A 14,086-nucleotide genomic window follows, 5' to 3' on the forward strand; every position below is an offset into this window, starting at 1 on the left:
TTTTCTTGCACGACAACCATGTTGACAGCCGATAGCTTAAAGATTATTGACTTAATATAGTCATTAAAGTGTATAACGTTAATGTTTTTAAAATACTACATGAGGTGTAAACGTGGAAGAGATCGTACACATTGTACCTTTGGGGTTCGAAATCGACCGTGTTATAAAACCGTTTGAAAAGCTTAGGGCAAACCGAGTATACCTGTTATACAGGGGAAATGCTCTGCCCACAAAGAAAGGCGATGCCCGTGCGAAGGACCCAGGCCACTTCCTCAGCACTGTTAAAGTGCAGTTGGAGGACATGGGCATCAGCGTTGTACTCGTTGAAACCGAGATATTCGATGTCCTCGAACTGTTAAAGGCTGTAAGTGGCATTATACTGAAGGAAAAGCTGGAGAAAAATATCGTCTACGTGAACATGTGCGCCGCCGGCAGGCTATCATCAGTCGCTTCAACATTGGCGGCCATGTACCACGACGTAAAGGTCTATTATGTTAAAGCCGATGATTATCCGACAGAGGGCAAAGCGATCATTGAGCACGGTCTTTCAATTGTCGAGAAGCCCAACTACTCTATCCTCACGAACTTTACTATCGACATCCCCACAGGTGCCAAGGGGATATTCCTTGCAGAACTCTACCGTAAGGGTGAGATGACGACGAACGATATAATAAAAATGATTGAAGAGAGGAAGCTGCCAGGTTTCGATGACTTGAACGAGGCAATCAAGGGCAAGGAGCGAACGCTCAATAATAAACTTGTCAGAATCAATATGGGACTGCTTAGGGACCTAGAGCATAACAACTACATCGAAGTCGAGAAGAGGGGTAGGAAGAAGATTATCAAGATAACAGATAAGGGAAGTTACGCCGCATGTTTAATCGGCGAATACACAGAAAATTTTCCGTCATTATCATCATAATGGTCATCAATACGTCCTTACCATTATGAAAATATTATAAAATAATAAAATATTAGTTATAAAATGTATATATTATGCTTGCTTATTAAATTATATCTTAAAAATGTAAATTCTAGGGTAAATGAGGGGTCATAAAATAGGTTAAGGTGCTAACGATCTTCAATAGGTTATGATAATCGACCAACAAAAACATTGCGTATTGGTGATGAGCAAATAGTAAATTAGTATAGTAATTGTTATTGTCGGCTTCCTAACTTGTACTCCATGTAAAGCCATATTACAAGTTTGCATTTCATTTGTGAAATTAATTGATCCTACCCTATTATTAATTGTACCCTGTTTTATTAGTAAACCTTTATCATGAAATAATAACCAATTATCTTCACTTTATACAATTACATTATAAAAGCCAAAAGGCATATTTTTAAACGTAAACATCCCTATAGCTGCATTTAACCCATCATTAGAATATTGAGGATTATTAGATAAGTCAGCTATTTTTTAATCTTCATGTTTTCGAGTAGCTGCATTATACCTTACCCCTCATAATGTAACTTTATAATCTGGTTATACTATTAAAATTGGAATCAATTGACATTCCGCTTATCACATCACTTGTGACGGGTGTAGATACGGGAATTATAATTGGTGTATCGGTAGAATCAGAGTCACAGAAGGTGTAACTACAGTTGATCCTGTACATCCACAGAGAAGAGTTACTAGTAATATAATTGTTATAAGGACTAGAAGGTTATATCCAATATTCATAACACACACTAATAAAAACTAAAATAAATAGTACTATAGACTATTATGCTTGATAAGGGATAAAGAAAAAACAAAAAAGTACAAGTTTAGAAATTAAATTTAGATTTCACAGGAAAACTTTTTGAAAAAAGTTTTCCGTTAGCCTTTCAAAAACTTTTATCTATAGCAACTCCTTCGGAGTTACAAATATTTTTTATTAAAAAGCAGAGTAAAGATAATTCAGAAATATTAATAGAAAATGCCCTGTGCCGGACTTGAACCAGCGACATCCAGATCTTCAGTCTGGCGCTCTCCCAACTGAGCTAACAGGGCCTATATATACAACAAATATACAAGCACAGATATTTCAAACTATCCCCCAAAAAAAAGGATAGTTAATGGGGCTGAGGGGATTCGAACCCATGGCCGCCCGGTTATGAGCCGGGCGCTCTGACCTGGCTAAGCTACAGCCCCTTATGTGTGATTGAAGCGCCGCCAACAGGACTCGAACCTGTGACATGCTGGTTAACAGCCAGCCACTCTACCAACTGAGTTATGGCGGCAATACGGGATTGCAAGAACCTATACTACCCTGTATCGTATATATAATTAACGGTCACCGATATTAATACAAATACATATTTATTTGCCGCTCAAATCATTATCCCCGAATACACAACAATCAACAATAATGCACATAAAAGATAGGTTTATTAGGAGTAGGGCTAAAGTAAAAACATAAAAAATATAGGAAATCAGTGGTAGGATGCACGTAATATCGATAGCAGATCTGACATACGGGGATATAATGGATGTCCTCGACAAAGCGGATGACCTTAAAAAGAAGCGCAAAGAAGGGGTCATAACCGACTACCTGAGAAATAAAAGCCTCGCCATGATATTCGAAAAGTCATCGACAAGGACAAGAGTATCGTTTGAGGTGGGTATGACAGACCTTGGAGGTCATGCGTTATACCTGGACCCGTCCTCGATGCAGTTAGGCAGAGGCGAGACACTGGAAGATACTGCCAGAATATTATCGAGTTACGCACACGGCATAATGATAAGGGCCAACAGCCACGAGTCAGTGATAAAGCTTGCACATCACGCAAGAGTGCCGGTCATAAACGGCCTTACCGACTTTGAGCACCCATGCCAGGCACTGGCCGACCTGATGACGATAAGGGAGAAAAAAGGCGACTTTAAGGACCTAAAGTTCGTATGGGTAGGCGACGGCAACAATGTCTGCAACTCACTCATACTCGCAGCGGCTATCACAGGCATGGAAATGGTAGTGGCATGCCCGGAGGGCTACGAGCCTGATGAAGGCGTTGTAAACAGGGCCAGGGCCATGGAAGGGAACATAAAGATCGTCAGGGACCCAAAAGAGGCTGTCAGGAACGCGGATGTCCTGTATACGGACGTATGGGTATCCATGGGATGCGAATCCGAAAGAGAGAAGCGCATGGACGATCTAAGGAGCTACCAGATCAATATGGATCTCATAAGGCTGGCAAAAGAAGACTGCATAGTGCTGCATTGCCTGCCTGCACATCGCGGCGAAGAGATAACCGACGAAGCGATAAGAAGCAAAAACTCGGCCATTTTCGAACAGGCAGAGAACAGGCTGCATTCGCAAAAAGCGCTGATACTAAAGCTCTTAGTTTCCAAAGACATTAAAACTGATTAAGTCGGGTATTTTCATACCCACAATTTTTTCCGGGGATACCATAGTATTTTTATAAGCCCTTTATCTGCCCATATTCTGCTTATCTGGATTTATTATTATAAAAGACATCATAAATCATTTCTCTTCACCACAAAGCGCACAAAGGCGAACAAGGAACACCAAACTGCTAACCACAAAGCGCACAAAGGCAAACAAGGAACACAAAACTGCTAACCACAAAGCGCACAAAGGCAAACAAGGAACACAAAACTGCTAACCACAAAGCGCACAAAGGCAAACAAGGAACACAAAACTGCTAACCACAAAGCGCACAAAGGCGAACAAGGAACACAAAGGACCTTTTTTAAAAGATTATCATATACTTAAAAAAATTAGTGTACCTTGTTCGCCTTAGTGCGCTTCGTGGTTAACAGTTTAGTGGACCTTTGTCGCCTTCGTGCGCTTAGTGGTGAAAAACAACCTGGATTATACTTTTTTTATAATACAAGCCCTTATCTAAATATTTGATCTCACAAATTTTTAGCATTTGTATACATTCAAGCTAAAGTTTTATGTTCAATGTCCGCTTTTAGACTATCTGGATTTGGATGTCAGGACGCAGGTTAACCGAGTATCCAGCCACCGGCGGTGTGAACCCGCTATGGCGATGGACAAAGACATGTGACCCGGTCAAGGTCATATTCAACTTTTTCATGCTTCTGGTCATAAGATACAGCCCGATAATCGAGTTGAAAGTGGACTGCATGAGGTTCATGGGAATTAAAGCAGGGAACCATGTCTCGATGGCATTAGAGGCAACTGTGGACGTTTTCTTCCCGGAGCTTATCGAGATAGGGGATAATTCGGTAATAGGATATAATGCGACGATACTTGCCCATGAGTACATGATAGACAGGTATCGTACAGGAAATGTCGTCATAGGTAAAAATGTCCTTATAGGAGCGAATTCTACTATCCTGCCAGGAATCATTATAGGAGACGGCGCGATAGTGTCAGCAGGCTCGCTCGTTAACAAGGATGTGCCAGCAGGGGCGTTCGTCGGAGGAGTGCCCGCACGCATCATAGAGAGGAAAGAACTTGATTAATATCGTCAGGTCAATAGTCGACGCCATATACAGGGACAGGCGTTTACTGGCAGCTATCATAGTAATAAATATTGCAGGGTCTCTGTTCGGGGCTTATTATTACTGGGAACAGTTAATGATGACCCCGGTCTATCTCTGGATATTCGTCCCGGATTGTCCGTTATATACCCTGTTCATGATCTTTGCGCTGTTATTGATAATAATGGGCAAGCCGTCGGATACGTTCAACGCGATCACATCAGTGGGACTTTCCATGTACGGCACCTGGACGGTCCTGGTGCTGCTATACTTCTCGGAGATATATTTCAGGCCCGCCAACAGCCTTTTATCTTCGGCGATGCTGATCTCGCACATCGGCATGGCGCTTGAGTGCGTCCTGCTGCTGCCATACCTTAAGAACGTTAAAACCGTATCCTGGGTAGTAGCCGGAGCATGGTTTTTAGTTCAGACCATTGTCGATTATTTCTTATGGTTCATACGAGACGGAGATCTGATGAGGACACATCCGCTCGCAATAATGGAATATTATACAAGAGGACATTACGTTATAGATAAGCTGGCTGTGAAGCTGGACACTATGATGTATGTCACATTCGCAATGGTAGTGGTGTTCCTGGCCCTGAACTATATCCTGGCAAAGACCTGGCCGGCGAACGATCCGCGGCTCTTAAAAACTGAGGCCATTGCAGTAAAAAATGAAAGCGGGAATTAAAAGCTTATCGTGACCTCGATCCAGATGCTTTTATTGCTTCCGTTTTCAGTCTCCTTCGGGTCAGCTATCCTCATGTAAGTCAGATTTTTTATCATGACACGCTTAAAGGAGGATTCGTCTAGTTTCGTCAGAAGGTTGCCCTCCCTTAAGTTGCGATGAAGCTCGTTTATTATGTCTTTTCCCGGATCAAGGATTATTGCATGTGTTTCTATTGCCATCGGATCATCGACCGTTATCAATTCGATTCAAAGCTTATTCTGTCAAATAAATTATATACTTACCGCTTATCCCGGATAATTCTATTTAAAAAGTAAATTTTTTAATAGATTCCTGTTGTGGTAATACAAATTTGGAATTTAATTCTAATAATAAAAGGTTAAAATAGTTATAAATTGTATTATTTGGTAAATTTTTAAAAAAATAAAAAAGGTGACTTTGTTATGGTAAAGTTTTTAAATAGCCTTCAAACGAAGCTTACCATCAGCTTCATAATACTGATATTAGTTATTTCAAGCCTGACGTTTTTCTATACTTTTAACGAGACTAAAAGCGCTTTAAAAGAGACAATGAGAGACGAGTTGAAAGCGGTGGCAGCAGCAACCGCCACACAGATGGACGGCGATAAGGTCGCGATGCTTAAGGCGGGTGACGAGGGGACGCCTGAATTTTTGTCCATCAGGGACCAGCTATGGGCCGTACAAAACTCTAACCCGGACATAAAATACGTGTATATCATGGCCTTGAACGGGGATGAAGTACAGTTCGTCGTAGACGGTAGCTATGGAAAGGAAGACGACGCCGCAATGATAGGTGACGTTTATGATGAAGCTCCCGAAGACCTGATAAACGGTTTCACTGCACCGTCGGCGGACAGGGAATTTACGACCGATGAATGGGGAACATACCTCTCCGGATATGCGCCGGTATATGATTCAAAGGGCAATTCAGTAGGCCTCGTGGGCGTAGACATGAGCAGCGACCGCGTAATAGAGAAACAAAACTTCATCGGATACACGATATACATCATCGTAGGCCTTGCGATATTGATAGCAGGAGCAATGATAGCGTTCTTCTCAAAGACGATCATTCAGGACATAAAAAAGCTTAATGAGAACGCCAACAAGATCAGCATGGGCGACACGAACGTCATGGTAGACGTTAAGAGGAACGACGAGATAGGTGAACTGGCAGACTCTTTCGGAAGGATGGTGGCAAGCCTCAAAATAATGATGGACACAAGCTACAATGAAAAATAAAGGGGCCTGCATATGAGCATTTTATCTGAAAGGATACTGCAGGTGTCTACGGTATACCTGGGCCCGGCTGCAAAGACGTTCCTGGATAGACAGACCAAACACCACATGAATGGGCTGGTATTCGACAATATAGAGAAGCAGCATCTTCCTGAGCTATGTAAATGGATCAATGTTTCAGCAGGGCTTATCATCGGCAAGGATAAATCCAGGGAATTTGCCGATAAGGTCGCTAAGCTATAGATAATCTCTATAGCTTTTACTTTTTTATATCGTTCAATTACTTTCGGACTGGTAGGATAATCTATTATTATAGGTCCGGACAACATAAAAGAGCATCATCTGTCACCGGAGGATGCCATATCTAAACGTTTTTTAGGGTGAGCCTGTCGAAAACACAGAAGGTTCTAAAGTTGATCATATGGAAGACTGTATTAAGCTAACAGGTGCCAGAGAGCACAACCTGAAGAACATCGAACTAAAAATACCAAAGAACAAGGTCGTAGTGTTTACGGGAGTATCCGGTTCCGGCAAATCCTCCCTTGTATTCGATACGATCTACGCGGAGGCACAGCGCCAGTTCATGGAGACGTTCAGCGCGTTCTCCCGAAGGTATTTGCCTAAGATCCCGAAGCCGAACGTCGATCGTATCTTCAATCTCTCGCCGGCGATTCGAATAGACCAGAAACGTATGGGCGAGAACCGAAGGTCAACGGTAGGTACGGCCACTGAGATATCGACATATCTTCGCCTGTTATTCTCCAGATGCGGTACGCCGTTCATCGGCCCGTCGTTTTACTTCTCGTTCAATAACCCCGAGGGCATGTGCCCGGTATGCAGCGGGGTGGGCAGTGAGATCGATGTGGACCTGGAGCGGTTATTAGATATGGAAAGATCTCTGGCCGAAGGAGGGATACGGCACCAGTTTTACCAGCCGGGCAACATCTACTACAAACTATACCGGGCCAGCGGTTATTTTGATGTTAACAAGCCCCTGAAAGAGTATACCAAAGAGGAAATGGACAGGCTTCTCTACAGCGGTCCTGAAAAGATGGGTGAGGAACGCCTTGGCGGTGTGATCAACGCCACAATGGAGGGTGTCGTTACAGGGCTGAAGCGCAGGCAGTTCGGCAAAGAGGACCTGAACGAGCGCGAGGCTAAATTTTTCAAGGTCACGACATGTAAAGCGTGCAACGGCACAAGGATCAACGACAGGGCGCGCTCTGTTACCATCAACGGAAAAAATATTGCGGAACTGGCCGCGATGGAGCTCATAGACCTTCGTGAATTCGTCGATAGTATAGAGGGACCTGTATCAGCCCCGATACTGGCACCGATCCGGTGGAGACTGGACCAGCTTATAGATATCGGCGTGGGGTACCTGTCGCTTGACCGGCCGGTAGCCACGCTCTCCGGAGGAGAGTCACAGAGGGTCAAGATGGCCAAGCAGCTTAGCTGTGACCTGGTCAACCTTGTATATGTGCTGGATGAGCCGAGCATAGGGCTTCACCCCAGGGACAACTCGAACCTTATTAAAATGCTCAAAAAGCTGAGAGATAACGATAACAGCGTCCTCGTCGTGGAGCATGATCCTGAAATAATCGAAAGCGCGGATTACGTCATAGACATCGGGCCGGGAGCGGGTACCCATGGAGGGAACGTGATGTTCTGCGGAACTGTGGAGGAATTGAAGAGATCGTCCACAGTCACGGGAAGATATCTTGAGCAGAGACACGGGAACGGGTATAAGAGGAGAGCTCCGACAGGATACATGGAGATCAAGGATGCCACGCTTCATAACCTGAAGAACGTCTCGGTAAAGATACCGGCCGGGGTCTTCGTCTGCGTTACAGGCGTCGCAGGTTCCGGTAAAAGCACCCTCATAAACGACATCTTTACTTATGAGCATCCGGACGCGGTCATCATCGATCAGTCTGCCCTTGGAAGGTCGAGCAGGTCGAACCCGGCTACTTATACAGGTATGTTCGACGATATACGGTCGATCTTCGCAGTGACTAACGATACTAAGCCGAACCTGTTCAGCTTTAACTCAGAAGGGGCATGCCCCAAGTGTAAAGGTTCCGGGTTCATCGAGGTCGAGATGCACTTCCTGGATAGCGTAAAGATCACGTGCAGCGAATGTAAAGGGAAAAGATATACTGCTGAAGTCCTTGAATACAAGTATAAAGGAAAGGACATCTCGGAAGTGCTTGAGATGACGGTCGATGATGCCTCTGAGTTCTTTGAGGAAAAGAAGATCTTGAGTAAACTTAAGGTACTGCAGGAAGTTGGCCTGGGATACATTACTCTAGGCCAGTCCCTTAGTTCGCTCTCGGGGGGAGAAGCACAGCGTATTAAGCTGGCGAGCGAACTGCACAAGAAAGGAAATATCTATGTCATGGACGAGCCGACGACAGGGCTCCATATGTCGGACATCGACAGGCTGCTAAAGATCATCAAGAAGCTCGTGGATAAAGGTAATACGGTCATCGTCATTGAGCACAATCTAGAAGTGATGAGGCATGCCGACTGGATAATAGACATGGGTCCCGAGGGAGGAAAAAGAGGCGGGGAGATAGTTGCAGAAGGTACGCCTGAAGATATCATTAAAGTGGAGAGTTCTTACACCGGGCAGTACCTGAAAAATGTTTTATAAAATATTTTCTTTTTTCCGTTTCTTTTTATTTTTAAATATTTGATAGAATAAACATCATTAACGGTTAATGTTGGCTTAGTAAACTTATTATTTTTATAAATATCTGATAATTATTGGCTCAAAAATAATATATACTATTAATCTTTAGCTTAATTTACTCTAATTTTGGGGGGTATATAAATAGATAGAAAACTAATGATAGGTGGGGCGTTAGTCGTCGCCCTGATAATAATCCTTATAGGAGCTTTTGCATTAAACGGTAATGTCGATGACGGCCAGACAGCCTCGCCGTCTGCCACTGTATCAGTGACTCCCGAGCCGACAGTTGAGCCGACCCCGGTACCGACCCCGGCGGCTACTCCGACACCTGAGCCGACAATAACGCCGACCCCGACCGCAAGCCCGACACCATTACCAATTCCGGGCATGCTTGGCGAGATAAGGCCGACTGACTTCGGATATGTGATAACCTGGCCGCCATCGGAAGGCTCTGAGGTTCACTGGACAACACCTGAACAGGTACAGGATGGTAAGTTCAACATAACAGTATTACTTCCGGAACTTGCAGATCAATATGAGACATCCCTGGTGGGAAGGCCTGCTATAAACTATCCTGTAGAGGGATGCCATGTAGTCATATCCAAAGATAATGGTATGGTTGACGAGGGATATACCGATGAGAACGGTAACTTTGTTTCGGATACCCTGTCTTATGGCACTTACCACATCGCATTGACATATGAGTGGGAGGAGACAAATATGTATGGCACAAGGTCGCCACCCGTATTTGTCTGTTATGATACTACGGAACTGAATGAGCCGGTAGAAAACAGGACATATGTACTGCATGAGCGCCCGATAGTAGAGTTTGAAGAAATCGACGAATATACCTGGTACATGCAAGAAGATGGGATCTCGTTAGAGATATTGTTAGTGCGCTATGGAAGCACCGACGGTGAATTGACCGTAGATATTAATTACTACACTGAAGACTTTACTCTCGGAGAGGACTTTACCTTTACTGACAGGGTAACTTTTGATAGTGGAGAGTTATTTGCCAGTTTAATGGTCGATATTGATCCGTATGAATATGAGGACGGCCAGAGGACCATTGAGTTCTATATCGTAGAATCGAATGATTATACAATAGGCTTTTATGACATGTTCACGGCTAATATCAAGAACCAACCTGTATAGGCCTGATCGACGATAAATGTATAAAAGAGTTATAAAATCTTTTATACATTTTATTTTTAAATATCAGGATATGTATGCATTTTTCTATAATATGTTAAATAAGCGGTTTTGTAAAATTTTATAATATAAAATCGAAAAGGCACATACATCATATTTGATAATCAATAGGCGCATAATAGGGATCTCTATTTTTTATTGCTGATCCTTAACCAATTTGGCTTATCAATTTTTAGCGATCCTTATATAACAAAGACCGATATTGATCAAGAGTGAATATGAAACTAAACGGCTAAACCATAGACAAATAATCTAATAAGTTAAGTTAAATTAATAATATTTATTTATATATCACGCACCATATTATTATGGGTAGAGTAGTATGAGGCGTATAGTGGTGATTTTAGTTTTAATGTTAATGGCATTTAGCCTTTGCACAACTCATGCATCGGCTTTAACATTCGAAAAAGCCCCATTCATAACGTTTGGATGCACGGGATTTATGGCACCATGCGCTTACACTGACCTGCTTGTCATAGAGTTCAATAATGATCTGATTTTACATGAATACAATGCAGGAACAGCCATATCATTCTCCGAAATAGAGACAAACAGCCCTTGTAACATACTGGTCATGCCTACGATAATCCAGGGCACCAGCGAGAATCTTGTCGGCACACATTCATATTTCTATTCCGACGTGTTCGTATAGCCCTGATACACATATCACTTGTTCAAGGCTAATATTCATAGCCGAAAGCCCGTACACCCATATTGATATTATTCCCGGCGATCTGCAACCCCACCAGCCTCATATACACCGTAGTCGACACGGCATCAGGAGGCTCGTAGATAAGGTCTGGCAAACGGTTCAGAGACCAGAGATACGGGGCATTGTTCGCGGTTATGTCCGCAGCCAGGAAATTCCTTTGAGTATATTGTACGTCGTCAGCCTTCAGGCCGGTATCGAGAGCAGCAATGCTTCCGTTGCCTATTCCCAGGTTCCCGATAACTTTAGTGCCGTTCCAGTTCACGATAGCATAACTGGCAGTGCCCGGTATCTTTGAATCGGCAGGAGCGAACTCCGACGCGTTCGTGTTGAGTATTTTCCAGATGTCTGCCCTTGCATTCGCATTTATTATAGCGGGGGATAAAGGTATACAGAGCACTGAGAAAACGATAAAATTGACTAAAAGTATATTGAACGCTATTTTCAATATATCTTTCATATTAGGTAGATTTGTCTGGCATTGTTTTATATTTAAATATAATAAATAGCACCTTGAATACCTATTTTCCATATAATCATTATTTAAGTTTGAGCGGTTTTTCCCCTGGCATTGACCTATTTAGACTTTAGATATATAGTTATTTTTTAAAAATATAATAAATAACAACAGTGTTACTTCGGGGAATGTATGACAGACCGATCAGGATATAAAACGGAATACAGTATTAGCGAGTGAATTGTCAGTACTATGGCTTATTTTCGACCATATTTGTTTTTAAGATAGTATAATACTGCAATGAACCCCAGAAAAATCGCAAATAACAGGATAGCGGTCAGATTCGTCCCGACGTCGAATGTAATGGCTTCCATCATCTTTAATTAGACCCCCATAAATTACTTATTAAAAACTTAATGTTCCAACCATTATAATAATAATGTTCAAGAAGAATTCAATATACGGATATTTCATAGTATTATTCAATAAGAAGATTTATTAAGGTCAAAGGCTACTATACAAAACACCTCAGTCTAAATGCGGGGATTGCCAAGCCAGGTCAAAGGCGTAGGGCTTAGGACCCTATCTCGAAGGAGTTCGTGCGTTCGAATCGCACTCCCCGCACTTCAAACCCAAATACTAAGACCTTATTTTATACCAAAATCTGCTTTTTTAATAGTTCAGTATACAAACTTTTTAATCAATACCCCTCTCAAGCCATTCAAAGCTGATAACCCAATGATCTTTGTTATCAATAGAAATCAAATACACCTATTTTACCATTTTTCAGAGTTCGAAATATTCTTCAAGATACCATTAGCAAAAAGATTATCTTGCCAAAATATTATAAATTCTTTCTTATGGAAGAATACGTGGATAAGCTTTTCCAGATCAAAGAGTTTCTCCAGAATAAGCATCCTGCGCGCTTGTCCATATCGGCCATATCAAGAGAAATGGGCATGAGAAGAAGCTCGGTCTCTAAATATCTGGACATACTCCAGCTGACCGGTGACGTGACAATGGTGCCTTTCGGGAAGTCTAAATTATTCACCATATCCCAGAGAGTCCCGTATAACGCGATTTTTGACATATCTCCGAGCGATATTATCATTCTGAACTCTCGAGGACACGTCGAGATGGTCAACAAAAAATTTGCCGCAGACTTCGAGATCGACCATGTGAATAAGATAATCGGACATAACATATGCGAACTCGGGCTAAAAGTCTTTTCGGACCCTGTGATACAAAAAAACATTCGCCGGCTTATCAGCGGAGAACTGTACATCAAGGAAATGCAGTATATAGAGGAAAAAACGAACCAGGTCTATTACTTAAAGTTCTTGCAGACCGTATCGAACCAGGGCGGCCAGCACGTGCTTATCAACGTGGATAATATCACTTCCCAGATACTAAAAGACGAGGCTTTCACGATCCTCGATAAAAGGCTGCGGACCATATTCGATGAGGTTCCCAGCGGGATCATGTTTTTCCGGGCGGATGGTACGATCTTGAACGCCAATCCCGCTTCCATGAGCCTTTTCGGTATAAAGAGGATCCAGGACCTGATCAGCATCAACATCTTTGATTTCATATGCACGAAGGACAAGATCATGGGACTGATCAAAGCAGGCAAGGTCGCTGAGATCGACATAGGATGTGACTTCGATGTATTGAAAAGTGTTAAAAAGATCCCGACGATCAAATCTGGTGTGTCTTATTTTGACGTCGTGTTCACTCCGATCACCACTCATGATAATGATCGCGACCAGAAAGAGTACGTGATCATGTTCAAGGACATCACGGCGGAAAAGATGGTCGAAAAGGAGCTGAGGTTCAAAGAGTCGCGGTACAGGTCGTTCTTCGACAATACCTGTAACGGCATGTTGATCATACAGCCGATCGAAAGAGGAGAGGACTATATAGTAAAGGACATCAATCATGCGACCGAGACCATTTTACGGATAAAAAAAGAGGATATCATTGGCAAAAGGATTTTCCGGGAATGGCCGGACCTGCTTGATTTCGGAGTGCGCGAGTCGTTGAAGCGTATAAATTTCACTGAACAGCCTGAGGTCTTATCCCCCCTGAAATATGTTATCGGGGAGAATGAGCCATGGTGCTCTCATTATGTCTTTAAGCTACCTTCGGGGGAGATCGCATCTTTCATGATCGACGTTACTGACGAGATGAAAGCGGAGTCGATATCAATAACGAAGGCATGCAATATATGACTGGAATTATAGATCTATTGAACGCCAATGAGACCCGGCCACATATTGTTACTTATATTGGCGTTCAATAGAAACGGAGTACTGAAAAGCCACTGATGAATTGCATAATCTTATGCTCATATCTATTTTCCTGCCGATAATCTAAACTGCCGCCAAATACTACGATTTTTCATATAAGCTTATAATTATTCCCTGTGGTATCCTTGATTAGCCATGGATATTTAATTCTTTGGCGTTCAATAATCCAAACGATTATATAAACACCATACATAAGCTATAAACAGGCAATAGCCTAAAGGTACGCGATAAAACACATTTAAAAGCGGGAAGATCAACAGTAATTCGATCCCGACAAACCGCCTCAATGCTG

The 14,086-nt window shown here is 42.7% G+C and carries 12 protein-coding genes and 4 tRNA genes; 11 read left to right on the forward strand and 5 right to left on the reverse strand.

The window, feature by feature from the left end:
• Positions 1-112: 112 nt before the first annotated feature.
• The gene (locus tag CUJ83_RS01265) at positions 113-922 is read left to right on the forward strand and encodes an HFX_2341 family transcriptional regulator domain-containing protein (protein WP_230739685.1); all 810 of its coding nucleotides are present in this window, start codon (positions 113-115) and stop codon (positions 920-922) included.
• Between the two features lie 1,007 nt (positions 923-1,929).
• Here CUJ83_RS01265 and CUJ83_RS01270 read toward each other — a convergent pair.
• The 3 genes from CUJ83_RS01270 to CUJ83_RS01280 all read right to left on the reverse strand — a co-directional run bounded on the left by CUJ83_RS01270 (position 1,930) and on the right by CUJ83_RS01280 (position 2,232).
• A tRNA-Phe gene (locus tag CUJ83_RS01270) sits at positions 1,930-2,002 on the reverse strand.
• A gap of 66 nt (positions 2,003-2,068) precedes the next feature.
• Positions 2,069-2,143: transfer RNA gene (locus tag CUJ83_RS01275), tRNA-Ile, on the reverse strand.
• 16 nt (positions 2,144-2,159) lie between these two features.
• Positions 2,160-2,232: transfer RNA gene (locus CUJ83_RS01280), tRNA-Asn, on the reverse strand.
• Positions 2,233-2,435: 203 nt separating this feature from the next.
• Between CUJ83_RS01280 and argF the strand changes: the two genes are divergently transcribed.
• From argF to CUJ83_RS01295, 3 genes are all read left to right on the forward strand, one after another.
• Positions 2,436-3,359, forward strand: coding sequence for an ornithine carbamoyltransferase (gene argF / locus CUJ83_RS01285; protein ID WP_230739687.1), 924 nt, complete (start codon positions 2,436-2,438; stop codon positions 3,357-3,359).
• A gap of 587 nt (positions 3,360-3,946) precedes the next feature.
• Positions 3,947-4,444, forward strand: a complete 498-nt coding sequence (locus CUJ83_RS01290; protein WP_230739689.1) for an acyltransferase — start codon at positions 3,947-3,949, stop codon at positions 4,442-4,444.
• Entirely contained in the window at positions 4,437-5,156 is a 720-nt protein-coding gene (locus CUJ83_RS01295) for a DUF1405 domain-containing protein (RefSeq protein ID WP_230739691.1), read from the forward strand. Before CUJ83_RS01290 ends, CUJ83_RS01295 begins: the two co-directional genes overlap by 8 nt.
• Here CUJ83_RS01295 and CUJ83_RS01300 read toward each other — a convergent pair.
• Positions 5,153-5,374 (reverse strand): hypothetical protein, encoded by a 222-nt coding sequence (locus CUJ83_RS01300; protein ID WP_230739693.1) that lies wholly within the window; start codon positions 5,372-5,374, stop codon positions 5,153-5,155. The two genes, CUJ83_RS01295 and CUJ83_RS01300, sit on opposite strands and share 4 nt — an antisense overlap.
• 222 nt (positions 5,375-5,596) lie before the next feature.
• Here CUJ83_RS01300 and CUJ83_RS01305 point away from each other — a divergent pair, with 222 nt between their 5' ends.
• The 5 genes from CUJ83_RS01305 to CUJ83_RS01325 all read left to right on the forward strand — a co-directional run bounded on the left by CUJ83_RS01305 (position 5,597) and on the right by CUJ83_RS01325 (position 10,971).
• The gene (locus CUJ83_RS01305; RefSeq protein WP_230739695.1) at positions 5,597-6,412 is read left to right on the forward strand and encodes a HAMP domain-containing protein; all 816 of its coding nucleotides are present in this window, start codon (positions 5,597-5,599) and stop codon (positions 6,410-6,412) included.
• Positions 6,413-6,424: 12 nt separating this feature from the next.
• Positions 6,425-6,652 (forward strand): hypothetical protein, encoded by a 228-nt coding sequence (locus CUJ83_RS01310; protein ID WP_230739697.1) that lies wholly within the window; start codon positions 6,425-6,427, stop codon positions 6,650-6,652.
• A gap of 178 nt (positions 6,653-6,830) precedes the next feature.
• Positions 6,831-9,065, forward strand: a complete 2,235-nt coding sequence (locus CUJ83_RS01315) for an ATP-binding cassette domain-containing protein (protein WP_230739699.1) — start codon at positions 6,831-6,833, stop codon at positions 9,063-9,065.
• A 195-nt stretch (positions 9,066-9,260) separates the two neighbouring features.
• The gene (locus CUJ83_RS01320) at positions 9,261-10,262 is read left to right on the forward strand and encodes a hypothetical protein (protein WP_230739701.1); all 1,002 of its coding nucleotides are present in this window, start codon (positions 9,261-9,263) and stop codon (positions 10,260-10,262) included.
• A 409-nt stretch (positions 10,263-10,671) separates the two neighbouring features.
• Complete coding sequence (locus CUJ83_RS01325) at positions 10,672-10,971, forward strand: hypothetical protein (protein WP_230739703.1); 300 nt, start codon at positions 10,672-10,674, stop codon at positions 10,969-10,971.
• 28 nt (positions 10,972-10,999) lie between these two features.
• Here the strand turns inward: CUJ83_RS01325 and CUJ83_RS01330 are convergent, their stop codons facing one another.
• Positions 11,000-11,488: a hypothetical protein gene (locus CUJ83_RS01330; protein ID WP_230739705.1), complete on the reverse strand. Its 489-nt coding sequence runs from the start codon at positions 11,486-11,488 to the stop codon at positions 11,000-11,002.
• 536 nt (positions 11,489-12,024) lie between these two features.
• Here CUJ83_RS01330 and CUJ83_RS01335 point away from each other — a divergent pair.
• Both CUJ83_RS01335 and CUJ83_RS01340 read left to right on the forward strand, forming a co-directional pair.
• Positions 12,025-12,109: transfer RNA gene (locus tag CUJ83_RS01335), tRNA-Leu, on the forward strand.
• Positions 12,110-12,345: 236 nt separating this feature from the next.
• Complete coding sequence (locus CUJ83_RS01340; protein ID WP_230739707.1) at positions 12,346-13,716, forward strand: PAS domain-containing protein; 1,371 nt, start codon at positions 12,346-12,348, stop codon at positions 13,714-13,716.
• Positions 13,717-14,086 lie beyond the last annotated feature (370 nt).

This window comes from Methanooceanicella nereidis (genome assembly GCF_021023085.1).
Lineage (GTDB): Archaea > Halobacteriota > Methanocellia > Methanocellales > Methanocellaceae > Methanooceanicella > Methanooceanicella nereidis.